This is a genomic window from Burkholderia lata, assembly GCF_902499025.1.
Lineage (GTDB): Bacteria > Pseudomonadota > Gammaproteobacteria > Burkholderiales > Burkholderiaceae > Burkholderia > Burkholderia lata_C.
On record NZ_CABVPW010000041.1, the window covers coordinates 44,789 to 56,542 of the forward strand.

Genomic DNA, 11,754 nt, shown 5'->3' on the forward strand with positions numbered 1-11,754 from the left:
AAACGGTTACAGCGTAGAATTTCCCGATATAAATACATCATTGTCATCAGCACGTCATCGTACCGTGAGAGTTTCCGAGCGTCCTTTCGAATCATCGCCTGAATCACCCCCTACTCTGCCGATGTCCGTCCGTTACCCGCTTCTCAATCGTGAACTCGGCATCCTCGGCTTCAACGAGCGCGTGCTGGCCCAGGCAGCCGATCCGCAAGTCCCGTTGCTCGAGCGCCTCCGCTTCATCTGCATCACCAGCAGCAACCTCGACGAATTCTTCGAAGTCCGGATGGCGGGCCTGCAGGAGCAGATCCGCGACAACCCCGGCGCACTGACGCCCGACGGCATGTCGTTACAACATGCTTACGATCTCGTCGTCGAGCGGGCGCAGCGGCTCGTCCATCGACAGTACACGATGCTGCACGAAACCGTGCTGCCCGCGCTCGAACAGGAAGGCATCTACTTCCATGCGAGCGACACGTGGAACGACGAGCAGCTCGAATGGGCGCGGCGCTACTTCCTCGACGAGCTGCTGCCCGTGCTGACGCCGATCGGCCTCGATCCCGCCCACCCGTTCCCGCGCGTCCTGAACAAGAGCCTGAACTTCGTCGTCGAGCTCGAAGGCCGCGACGCATTCGGCCGCCAGGCCGTGATGGGCATCGTGCAGGCGCCGCGCGCGCTGCCGCGCGTCGTGCGCATGCCGCACGCCCTGTCGGGCTTCGAGCACGGCTTCGTGCTGCTGAGCTCGTTCATGCAGCGCTTCGTCGGCGAACTCTTCCCGCAGCTGACCGTGAAGAGCTGCAACCAGTTCCGCATCACGCGCAACAGCGAGCTGTTCGTCGACGAAGACGAAATCACGAACCTGCGCGTCGCGCTGCAGGGCGAACTGCCCGCGCGCCACCTCGGCAACGCGGTGCGCCTCGAGGTGTCGGCCGACACGCCGCCGCACATCGTGCGACGCCTGCTCGTGGAAAGCGAACTCGGCGAGAAGGACTGCTATCGCGTGGCCGGATCGGTGAACCTCGTGCGGCTGATGCAGATTCCCGATCTGGTCGACCGCCCCGACCTGAAGTTCACGCCGTTCACCGCGTCGACCCCGTCCGCGATCACGAACGCGCCGACGATGTTCGATGCGATCGACAACGGCGACATCCTGCTGCACCACCCGTACGAGAGCTTCCAGCCGGTGCTCGAACTGCTGCAGCAGGCCGCGAGGGATCCGAGCGTCGTCGCGATCAAGCAGACGATCTACCGTACCGGCACCGATTCGCCGCTGATGGACGCGCTGATGGAAGCCGCGCGCAACGGCAAGGAAGTGACCGTCGTCGTCGAACTGCTCGCGCGCTTCGACGAGGAAACCAACATCAACTGGGCGTCGCAGCTCGAAGCCGTCGGCGCGCATGTCGTGTACGGCGTGGTCGGCCACAAGTGCCACGCGAAGATGATGCTGATCGTGCGTCGCGTCGTGCAGGCCGGCAAGGCGTCGCTGCGCCGCTACGTGCACCTCGGCACCGGCAACTACCATCCGCGCACGGCACGCCTCTACACCGACTTCGGGCTGATGACGGCCGACCAGAAGATCTGCGAGGACGTCCATCACGTGTTCCAGCAACTGACCGGCATCGGCGGCGAACTCACGCTGCACGAGCTGTGGCAGTCGCCGTTCACGCTGCATCCGCGCATCATCGACGCGATCCGCGCGGAGATCGACAATGCGCGCGCCGGCAAGCGCGCACGCGTCGTCGCGAAGATGAACGCGCTGCTGGAGCCGACGGTGATCGCCGCGCTGTACGAAGCGTCGCAGGCCGGCGTCAAGGTCGACCTGATCGTGCGCGGCGTGTGCGCGCTGAAGCCCGGCGTGCCGGGGCTGTCGGAAAACATCACCGTGCGCTCGATCGTCGGCCGCTTCCTCGAGCACCACCGGATCTACTATTTCCACGCGAACGGTGCCGAAGACGTCTATCTGTCGAGCGCCGACTGGATGGACCGCAACCTGTTCCGCCGCGTCGAAGTCGCGTTCCCGATCCGCGATCGCAAGCTCAAGCGGCGCGTGATCGCCGAAGGGCTGTCGGTGTGCCTCGGCGACAACCAGTCGGCGTGGCAGATGCACAGCGACGGCCACTACCGCCGGCGCCGCGCCGGCAAGACGATCCGCAACGCGCAACTCGGGTTGCTCGCGAAGTTCTGTTCCTGAACCGGCAGCGCGGCGCAAGTCTCGCGCCGCGTCGCCAATAAAAAAGCGCAGCCCGCGGGCTGCGCTTTTTTATTGCGGATCCAGCATGCCGCCGCTCGCCGGACGAGCGGCGGATGCCGTGACGCGATCATGCCTCGTATGCGGCCGGCCGGATCGCGATGATGCGCGAGCCCGGGAACCGCGCGGTGAACGTGCTGCCGCGCCCTTCCTCGCTCTGCACGTACAGGTGCGCGTCATGCCGCTGCAGCACGTGCTTGACGATCGCGAGCCCGAGCCCCGTGCCGCCTGTGTCGCGCGACCGGCTGCGGTCGACGCGGTAGAAGCGTTCGGTCAGCCGCGGCAGGTCGGCAGCCGGAATGCCGAAGCCGCTGTCCGTGACGGAAAACACGCCCTGCGCGCCTTCGCGCCGCCACGTGACGACGATCTTGCCGCCTTCCGGCGTATAGCGGATCGCGTTGGTGACGAGATTCGCGAACGCGCTGAACAGCTCCGTCTGCGCACCGGTGACGCCGAGCGTCTCGTCGATCGTGAACCCGATATCGTGATGCCCGTTCGACAGCGTCTGCGCATCCTCCTTCAGATGGTCGAACACGGCACGCATGTCGATCGCGCGATCGAGCGGCGGCTTGCTCTCGCCTTCCAGCTTCGCGAGCACCAGCAGGTCGGTCACGATGTGACGCATCCGCGAAGCCTGCTGCTCCATCATGTCGAGATAGCGCGCGCGGTCTTCCTCGTTCAGCGGCAGCTCGCGCATCGTCTCGAGGAAACCCGACAGCACGGTGAGCGGTGTCTTCAACTCGTGCGACACGTTCGCGACGAAGTCGCGCCGCATCGCGTCGGTCCGCTCGAGCTCGGTGATGTCCTGCGTGAGCAGCAGCTTGCGATTCTCGCCGTACGGAAACACCTGTACTTCCAGCACGTTCTGACGCGAGTCGCCCATGCCGCGCATCACGAGCGTCTCGTCGTAATGCTGCGCATTCAGGTAGCGGACGAACTCGGGATGGCGCACCAGGTTGGTGATGTGCTGACGCAGGTCGCGCTTTGCATCGAGGCCGAAGTGGACCTCGGCGATCGCATTGCACCACTCGATCTGGTCGTGGTCGTCGAGCATCGCGACGCCGTTCGGCGACGCCTGGATTGCCTGGATGAAGCGCGAATGCTGCTGCTCGACCTGACGCACCTGCGCATGCCACTGCTTTGCGAGTTTGTGCAGACGATAGTAGATCTCGCCCCAGATGCCCGGCGCACTCGGCACCTCGCCATAGACCGGTGCATCGAGCAGGCGCCACAGACGCTGCGTATGAAAGGTGCTGAAAAAGCCCTGCGCGACCAGCATCACGACCACGAACACGAGGCCCGCGGTCGGGCCGGCGAAGACGCCGACCAATACGCCGATCAGCACGAGCAGCACGAGCGACACCAGAAAGCGCGCCCAGATGATGTTCATGATTCAGCGCCCGAAAGAATGAACGGCATGCCGTGGCACACGGCATGCGTGGATACGTTACGCGTGCTTGGCGAGCCGGTAGCCGCTGCCGCGCACGGTCTCGATCATCGCATCGCAGCCGGCCGGTTTCAAGGCCGCGCGCAATCGTTTGATATGGACGTCGACGGTGCGCTCCTCGACGAATACATGGTCGCCCCACACCTGGTCGAGCAGTTGCGTGCGGCTGTGCACGCGCTCCGGGTGCGTCATGAAGAAATGCAGCAGGCGGAACTCGGTCGGGCCGAGATCGAGCTTGATCTCGCTGCCTTCCGCATGCGCGGCGACACGATGCGTGGCCGGGTCGAGGCGCAGGCCGTTGATCGCCACGACGTCCTCGGTCAGCTGCGGCGCGCGGCGGCGCAGCACGGCCTTGATCCGCGCCATCAGCTCCTTCGGCGAGAACGGCTTCGTCACGTAGTCGTCCGCGCCGATTTCGAGGCCGAGCACCTTGTCCTGCTCGTCGCCGCGTGCAGTCAGCATGATGATCGGGATGTGCTTGGTCCGTTCGTTGTTGCGCAGGTCGCGCGCAAACGCGATACCGGACTTGCCCGGCAGCATCCAGTCGAGCAGCACGAGATCGGGCAGCACGTCGCTGATCAGGTTCTGCGCCTGTTCAGCGTTGTACGCGCGGATCGGGCAGTGACCGGCGTGCTGGAGATTCACCGAGATTAGTTCGGAAATCGCGGGCTCATCTTCAACGACGAGAATGTTGCTGGGCATCGGCACCTCTATTCTTCCTGTACGGAGTCGATTAACTGTTGGCTTCGCGATCGAGCGTGTCGCGCGGCTGGTGCCGCACGTCGGTGCCCTTCACGATGTAGATGATGAATTCGGCGATGTTCTTCGCGTGGTCGCCGATTCGCTCGATCGCCTTCGCGATGAACAGGTATTCCAGGCCGACCGAGATCGTGCGCGGATCTTCCTGCATGTACGACACGAGCTTGCGCACGAATGCGCGGAATTCCAGGTCGATCTCCTTGTCGTCCTTGACGATCTGCGCGGCGGCCACCGTATCGAGACGCGCAAACGCGTCGAGCGCGCGGCGCAGGATCGTCACGGCCATCTCGCCCGACACCTTGATCTCGGCGATGTTGACCGTGCGCGCGGCCGGCTCGTCGACCAGGCGGCGCACGCGCTTCGCGATCTTCTCGGCCTCGTCGCCTGCGCGCTCGAGGTTCGTAATCGTTTTCGAAATCGACATCAAAAGGCGCAGGTCACGCGCGGCAGGCTGCCTCCGCGCGATGATGTTGCCGCACTCCTGGTCGATGTCGACTTCCATCGTATTCAGGACTTCTTCGTTCGCGATCACTTTCTCGGCTGCATCGCGGTCGAAGTCGTTCAGCGCGTGCATCGCACCGACGATCTGCGACTCGACGAGCCCACCCATTTCCAGCACTTTCGACGACACGGCATTCAGGTCCGCGTCGAACTGGCTCGACAGATGTTTATCCGACATGGCTGTTGTTCTCCGTCATCAGCCGAAGCGGCCGGTGATGTAGTCTTCCGTTTCCTTGCGTACCGGCTTGATGAAGATCTTTTCGGTCTCGCCGAATTCGATCAGCTCGCCCAGGTACATGTAGGCCGTGAAATCCGAGCAGCGTGCGGCCTGCTGCATGTTGTGCGTGACGATCACGACCGTGTAGTCGCTCTTCAGCTCCGCGATCAGCTCTTCGATGCGGCCCGTCGAGATCGGGTCGAGCGCCGAGCACGGTTCGTCGAGCAGCAGCACTTCCGGACGGATCGCGATGCCGCGCGCGATGCACAGACGCTGCTGCTGGCCGCCCGAGAGGCCGTAGCCGCTCTGGTTCAGCTTGTCCTTCACTTCATTCCACAGCGCGGCCTTCGTGAGCGCCCACTCGACGCGGTCGTCCATTTCCGAGCGCGTGAGCTTTTCGAACATCTTCACGCCGAACGCGATGTTGTCGTAGATCGACATCGGGAACGGGGTCGGCTTCTGGAACACCATGCCGATACGCGCGCGCAAGAGCGAGATGTCGCGCTTCGTCGTCAGCAGGTTCTCGCCGTCCATCAGGATTTCGCCTTCGGCGCGCTGCTCCGGATAGAGCGCGAACATCTTGTTGAACGTGCGCAGCAGCGTCGACTTGCCGCAGCCCGACGGGCCGATGAACGCCGTCACCTTCCCTTCGGGAATGCTCAGGTTGATGTTCTTCAGCGCGTGGAACTTGTTGTAGAAGAAATTGAGGTTGTTGACCTCGATCTTCGCGTTCAGCGGCTCGAGCGGGCGGCCGTGCGCCGCTTCTTGCGTGCCGGCCGGCGCTGCAGCGCGCTCGACAGGATTCAGGTGGCTTTCTGCCATATTCATCGGATTGCTCCGCCGTTACTTTTTCGAGAAGATCGAGCGCGCCAGGATGTTGAGTCCGAGCACCCCGAGCGTAATCAGGAACACGCCCGCCCACGCGAGCGACTGCCATTCCGCGAACGGGCTCATCGCGAACTTGTAGATCGTGACGGGCAGGTTCGCCATCGGCTGGCTCATGTCCCACGAGAAGAACTGGTTCGACAGCGCGGTGAACAGCAGCGGCGCCGTTTCGCCGGCGATCCGCGCGATGGCGAGCAGCACGCCCGTCACGATCCCGCCGACCGACGCGCGCAGCGTGATCTTCAGCACCATGCGCCACTTCGGCGTGCCGAGTGCGAAGGCCGCTTCGCGCAGTGCGTTCGGCACGAGCTTCAGCATGTTCTCGGTCGTGCGGATCACGATCGGAATCTGCAGCAGGGCAAGCGCGATCACGCCGGCCCAGCCCGAGAAGCGCCCCGACTTCGCGACGACGATCGCGTACACGAACAGGCCGATGACGATCGACGGTGCGGACAGCAGGATGTCGTTGATGAAGCGGATCGTGCTCGCCAGCAGGTTTTTCTGGCCGTATTCGGCGAGATAGACACCTGCCAGGATACCGATCGGCGTGCCGACCAGCGTGCCGAAACCGCACAGCAGCAAGCTGCCGACGATCGCGTTCGCGAGACCGCCGCCTTCCGTGTTCGGTGCCGGCGTCGATTCCGTGAACAGTTGCAGCGACAGGCCGCTCAAGCCGAGATGCACCGTCGTGTAGAGAATCCACACGAGCCACAGCAGGCCGAAGGCCATCGCGCCGAGCGACGCGGCCAGCGCGATCGCGTTGACGGCCTTGCGCTTGCGCTGCAGGCGGTTGCGCATCGCGTCGAGCACCGCGCCGTCCGGCCCCGGGAAATTCATGATGGGCTCGCTCATTTCTTGCCCTCTCCCTTCTCGAGACGAAGCAGCAGCAGTTTGGAGATGGACAGCACGATGAACGTGATCACGAACAGGATCAGGCCCAGTTCCATCAGCGCGGACGTATGCAGGCCCGGTTGCGCTTCCGCGAATTCGTTGGCCAGCGCCGACGTGATGCTGTTGCCCGGCGCGAACAGCGACACGCTGTCGAGCAGGTTCGTGTTGCCGATCACGAAGGTCACGGCCATCGTCTCGCCGAGCGCGCGGCCGAGGCCGAGCATCACGCCGCCGATCACGCCGGTCTTCGTATAGGGCAGCACGACCTTCCACATCACTTCCCAGGTCGTGCAGCCGATCCCGTATGCCGATTCCTTCAGCAGCACGGGCGTGACTTCGAACACGTCGCGCATCACCGACGCGATGTACGGGATGATCATGATCGCGAGGATCACGCCCGCGGCCAGGATGCCGATCCCGATCGGCGGGCCGGCGGTCAGCGGGCCGAGAATCCAGACGTCCTTGAACAGGCGGCCGAGCGGCTTCTGGAAATATTCCGCGAAGATCGGCGCGAACACAAGCAGGCCCCACATGCCGTACACGATCGACGGAATCGCGGCGAGCAGCTCGATCGCGATGCCGAGCGGGCGGCGCAGCCACACGGGAGACAGCTCGGTGAGGAACAGTGCGATGCCGAAGCTGACCGGCACCGCGATGACGAGCGCGATGATCGACGTCACGATCGTGCCGTAGATCGGCACGAGCGCGCCGTAGATGTCCGAGTTGGGATCCCACTCGGATTGCCACAGGAAGCCGAGGCCGAACTTCTGGATGGTCGGCAGCGACGCGATGATCAGGGAAACGATGATCCCGCCGAGCAGCAGCAGGGTCACGATGGCGGCAAGCCGTGCAAGACCGCCGAATACGACATCCCCGACGCGGCTCGGCGCGCGTTGCTGCGCAACGTCGGCGGACCGTGAGGACGTATAGGAAATATCAGACATGGGTGCCTGCTTTTGATTGCCGGACGCCGTAACGCCCGGCTTTACCGCACACACTGCCCGACCGGCACGGCCGGGCAGCGAACCGCTGCAATACTTACTCGGCGGCGACCGACTTGCCCGAAGCGTCCGTCACCTTCGCCTTCCACTGCTTGCGGATTTCCGTCTCGACCGCCGGCGGCAGCGAGATGTAGTCGAGGCTGTCAGCAGCCTTCTCGCCGTTCTTGAACGCCCAGCTGAAGAACTTCAGCGTTTCCGCGCCCTGCTCCGGCTTGTCCTGCTTCGCGTGCAGCAGCACGAACGTCGCGCCGACGACCGGCCATGCTTCCTTGCCCGGCTGGTTCGTCAGGATCTGGTAGAACGACTTCGACCAGTTCGCGCCTGCAGCAGCGGCCTTGAACGTTTCCGTCTTCGGCTCGACCACCGTGCCCGTCGAGTTCTTCAGGGCCGTGTAGACCATGTTGTTCTTCTTCGCGTACGCCCATTCGACGTAGCCGACTGCGCCCGGCAGACGCTGCACGAAAGCTGCGACGCCGTCGTTGCCCTTGCCGCCCGTGCCCGTCGGCCAGTTGACCGTCGTGCCTTCGCCGACCTTCGACTTCCACTCGTCGTTGACCTTCGACAGGTAGTTCGTCCAGATGAAGCTGGTGCCCGAGCCGTCAGCACGGCGAACGACGGCGATGTCCGTGTCCGGCAGCTTGACCTTCGGGTTCAGCGCGGCGATCGCCGGGTCGTTCCACTTCTTGATCTTGCCGAGGTAGATGTCGCCGAGCACCGGGCCCGACAGCGTCAGTTCACCGGCCTTCACGCCCGGCACGTTGACGACCGGCACCACGCCGCCGACCACCGTCGGGAACTGGAACAGGCCTTCCTTTGCGAGCTCGTCATCCTTCAGCGGAGCGTCCGAACCGGCAAAATCAACCGTCTTCGCGACGATCTGCTTCAGGCCACCCGACGAACCGATACCTTGGTAGTTGACCTTCGCGCCGCCGGTCTGCTGGTAGTCAGCAGCCCATTTCGTATAGATCGGCATCGCGAACGTGCTGCCTGCGCCCGTGATGTCGGCAGCGTGAGCGGCGACGGCGAAAAGCGCGCCAGCCAGGCCGGCAATCGCGGTTTGCATCAATTTCATGAGACCTCCAGTGTGTGAGCGGATGACTACGGCACCGCGAAGGTTAGGGGCTCCTCATGACGGTAATGTGACAATCGATGAAACTGGCGTGACAGTAACATGACTGGTTGAAAGGGAGTATCGGGTGCGGCGCGCGCGGCGCCCGGGCGGCGCCGGAACGGCGATGGCGGCAAGAATTGCCTGCCTGGAAGGGACGGGATGACTCCCCGTTTCACCTGGGTGCGAGCGGATCGTAGCGCAGCATCGGCGGCACGGAAAGCCCCGGGTCGTGGCTGGCCCACTATCAGGGGTCTGACGATTTTTCGACCCCGGAATGCGGTGGTCGATGCGCCCTTCCTTATAGGTATCGCAAACCTTTGCGTCTGACGAAATTGCGGCGCCCCGAAGGCGCCGCATACCGGTTCACGGCAGCGCCGGCGCGCGGGCGTTCGACCGCCCCGCGCCGGACCTGCGCGTCAGGTCGTCGCCGCGCGCACCGCGTCGGCGATCGTCTCCGCATGACGGACCGCGTCGGCCGCCTGTTGCGCTTCGACCATCACGCGCAGCACGGGCTCCGTGCCCGATGCGCGGATCAGCACGCGGCCGCTGCCGGCGAGCGCGGCTTCGGCTGCGTCGATCGCGGCGCGAATCGACGTGCTGCCCTTCCAGTCGGCGCCCGGCTTCATCCGCACGTTGATCAGCTTCTGCGGGAACAGCGTGACGCCGTCGAGCATCTGCGCGAGGGTCTTGCCGCTGCGCTTCAACGCGGCCAGCACGAGCAGCGCGGACACGATGCCGTCGCCGGTCGAGTGGCGGTCGAGCGACAGGATGTGGCCCGAGCCTTCCGCGCCGAGCTGCCAGCCATGCTCGCGCAACTGCTCGAGCACGTAGCGATCGCCGACCGCCGCGCGGACGAACTTCACGCCCTCGCGCTGCAGCGCGACTTCGACGGCGAGGTTCGTCATCAGCGTGCCGACCGCGCCTTCGACCTTGCCGTCGGTCGCGATCCGGTCCTTCACGAGCACGTAGAGCAGCTCGTCGCCGTTGTACAGGCGACCGGCTGCGTCGACGACCTGCAGGCGGTCCGCATCGCCATCGAGCGCAATGCCGAGATCGGCGTGGTTCGCACGCACCGCGCGCACCAGCGCGTCAGGCGCGGTCGCACCGACACCGTCGTTGATGTTGAAGCCGTTCGGCGCGACGCCGATCGGGATCACATCCGCGCCGAGTTCGTGGAACACGTGCGGCGCGATCTGGTACGCGGCACCGTGCGCGCAGTCGATCACGAGCTTCAGCCCGCGCAAGTTGAACGCGGCCGGGAACGTGCTCTTGCAGAACTCGATGTAGCGGCCGGCCGCATCGTCGAGGCGGCGGGCCTTGCCGAGACCGTCGGACGACGCGCATTCGAGCGGCTTGTCGAGCCACGCTTCGATTTCGGCTTCGGTGTCGTCCGGCAGCTTGTTGCCGTCAGCCGAGAAAAACTTGATCCCGTTGTCGTGATACGGGTTGTGCGATGCGCTGATCACGACGCCCGCCGACAGGCGCAGCGCGCGCGTCAGGTACGCGACGCCCGGCGTCGGCATCGGGCCGGCCAGCATCACGTCGACGCCCGCCGCCGAGAACCCGGCCTCGAGCGCGGCTTCGAGCATGTAGCCGGACACGCGCGTGTCCTTGCCGATCAGCACGGTCGGACGCGAGCCTGCCGCGACATCGGCCGAGCCGGCCAGTACCTTGCCGGCCGCATAGCCGAGACGCAACACGAAATCCGGCGTGATGGGCGCCTCGCCCACCGTGCCGCGAATACCGTCAGTGCCGAAATATCGACGTCCCATGGCGAATCTTCCTCCTTCGTCTTCTGACTTATCGTTGCCGCGCGGCTTCGCGCACGGCATTCCAGATTTTCAATGCATCGACCGTCGCCGCGACGTCGTGCACGCGCACGATCGCCGCCCCACGCTCGACCGCACACACTGCAGCCGCCACGCTCGCCGCGACGCGTTCCATCGGCGGCTTGCCGCCGATCACCGCGCCGAGCATCGACTTGCGCGACATCCCGGCGAGTATCGGATACGCGCGACCGTCGGGCCGCGCAGGAGCCGTGTCCGGCAACGCGGCCAGCAGCGCGTAGTTATCGCCGACGACCGCCTTGCCGAACCCGAAACCGGGATCGACACAGATCCGCTCCGGCGCAATCCCCGCGTCGCGCAGCGCCTGCGCGCGCTCGGCGAGAAAATCGCGCACGTCGGTCACGACATCGCCGTAGTCGGGTTCACCGACCTGCATCGTCTGCGGCTCGCCGAGCATGTGCATCGCACACAGCCCGCAGTTGCCGTCGCGCACCGCGTCGATCGCACCCGGCTGGCGGAACCCCCAGATGTCGTTGATCAGGTCGGCGCCTGCGGCCAGCGCCGCGCGCATTACGGCCGGCTTGTAGGTATCGATCGACAGCGGCACGTTCAGCGGCCGCAGCGCTTCGACGAGCGGGATCACGCGTGCGAGTTCCTCGTCGAGCGGCACGGGCGGTGCACCGGGGCGTGTCGATTCGCCGCCGATATCGAGGAGATCGACGCCTTCGGCAATCATCCGCTCGGCCTGGCGCAGCGCATCGTCGCGCGCGAGGAAGCGGCCTCCGTCGGAGAACGAATCGGGCGTGGCGTTGAGGATGCCCATCACGAGCGGGCGTTCGAACGTCAGTTCGAAGCGGCCGCACTGAAGTGGCGCGGGAATGGTTGGGGAAACAGCGGAATCGGACACGAGCAA

General features: G+C 65.0%; 10 protein-coding genes. 1 reads left to right on the plus strand and 9 read right to left on the minus strand.

Translation table 11 applies throughout. From position 1 onward, the window contains the following. Positions 1-121 precede the first annotated feature (121 nt). A complete protein-coding gene (ppk1, locus tag BDI24065_RS32390) occupies positions 122-2,185 on the plus strand; it encodes a polyphosphate kinase 1 (protein WP_175034638.1) in 2,064 nt (687 codons plus the stop codon). A gap of 127 nt (positions 2,186-2,312) precedes the next feature. Here ppk1 and phoR read toward each other — a convergent pair whose 3' ends face one another. From phoR to folP, 9 genes are all read right to left on the minus strand, one after another. After that, complete coding sequence (phoR, locus tag BDI24065_RS32395) at positions 2,313-3,632, minus strand: phosphate regulon sensor histidine kinase PhoR (RefSeq protein ID WP_175034639.1); 1,320 nt, start codon at positions 3,630-3,632, stop codon at positions 2,313-2,315. A 57-nt stretch (positions 3,633-3,689) separates the two neighbouring features. Then, the gene (gene phoB, locus BDI24065_RS32400; RefSeq protein ID WP_011351614.1) at positions 3,690-4,391 is read right to left on the minus strand and encodes a phosphate regulon transcriptional regulator PhoB; all 702 of its coding nucleotides are present in this window, start codon (positions 4,389-4,391) and stop codon (positions 3,690-3,692) included. Between the two features lie 31 nt (positions 4,392-4,422). Beyond that, complete coding sequence (phoU, locus tag BDI24065_RS32405) at positions 4,423-5,127, minus strand: phosphate signaling complex protein PhoU (protein ID WP_011351613.1); 705 nt, start codon at positions 5,125-5,127, stop codon at positions 4,423-4,425. Between the two features lie 18 nt (positions 5,128-5,145). Then, positions 5,146-5,994, minus strand: coding sequence for a phosphate ABC transporter ATP-binding protein PstB (pstB, locus tag BDI24065_RS32410; protein WP_175034640.1), 849 nt, complete (start codon positions 5,992-5,994; stop codon positions 5,146-5,148). A 15-nt stretch (positions 5,995-6,009) separates the two neighbouring features. Beyond that, a complete protein-coding gene (gene pstA / locus BDI24065_RS32415) occupies positions 6,010-6,903 on the minus strand; it encodes a phosphate ABC transporter permease PstA (RefSeq protein WP_175034641.1) in 894 nt (297 codons plus the stop codon). Further along, the gene (gene pstC / locus BDI24065_RS32420) at positions 6,900-7,886 is read right to left on the minus strand and encodes a phosphate ABC transporter permease PstC (protein ID WP_175034642.1); all 987 of its coding nucleotides are present in this window, start codon (positions 7,884-7,886) and stop codon (positions 6,900-6,902) included. The genes pstA and pstC overlap by 4 nt, the downstream gene beginning before the upstream one ends. 94 nt (positions 7,887-7,980) lie before the next feature. Further along, positions 7,981-9,015 carry a phosphate ABC transporter substrate-binding protein PstS gene (pstS, locus tag BDI24065_RS32425; RefSeq protein ID WP_175012158.1) on the minus strand — a complete coding sequence of 345 codons (1,035 nt, stop codon included), beginning with the start codon at positions 9,013-9,015 and terminating at the stop codon, positions 7,981-7,983. 455 nt (positions 9,016-9,470) lie between these two features. After that, complete coding sequence (glmM, locus tag BDI24065_RS32430; RefSeq protein ID WP_175034643.1) at positions 9,471-10,826, minus strand: phosphoglucosamine mutase; 1,356 nt, start codon at positions 10,824-10,826, stop codon at positions 9,471-9,473. A 28-nt stretch (positions 10,827-10,854) separates the two neighbouring features. Continuing rightward, a complete protein-coding gene (gene folP / locus BDI24065_RS32435) occupies positions 10,855-11,748 on the minus strand; it encodes a dihydropteroate synthase (RefSeq protein WP_438820041.1) in 894 nt (297 codons plus the stop codon). Between the last annotated feature and the right edge of the window lie 6 nt (positions 11,749-11,754).

Bases quoted from the DNA above. Each gene is read 5' to 3' on its own strand.
- pstS (WP_175012158.1), bottom strand. From the start codon at position 9,015: ATGAAATTGATGCAAACCGCGATTGCCGGCCTGGCTGGCGCGCTTTTC.
- glmM (WP_175034643.1), bottom strand. From the start codon at position 10,826: ATGGGACGTCGATATTTCGGCACTGACGGTATTCGCGGCACGGTGGGC.
- phoR (WP_175034639.1), bottom strand. From the start codon at position 3,632: ATGAACATCATCTGGGCGCGCTTTCTGGTGTCGCTCGTGCTGCTCGTG.
- pstB (WP_175034640.1), bottom strand. From the start codon at position 5,994: ATGAATATGGCAGAAAGCCACCTGAATCCTGTCGAGCGCGCTGCAGCG.
- phoU (WP_011351613.1), bottom strand. From the start codon at position 5,127: ATGTCGGATAAACATCTGTCGAGCCAGTTCGACGCGGACCTGAATGCC.
- pstC (WP_175034642.1), bottom strand. From the start codon at position 7,886: ATGTCTGATATTTCCTATACGTCCTCACGGTCCGCCGACGTTGCGCAG.
- pstA (WP_175034641.1), bottom strand. From the start codon at position 6,903: ATGAGCGAGCCCATCATGAATTTCCCGGGGCCGGACGGCGCGGTGCTC.
- phoB (WP_011351614.1), bottom strand. From the start codon at position 4,391: ATGCCCAGCAACATTCTCGTCGTTGAAGATGAGCCCGCGATTTCCGAA.
- ppk1 (WP_175034638.1), top strand. From the start codon at position 122: ATGTCCGTCCGTTACCCGCTTCTCAATCGTGAACTCGGCATCCTCGGC.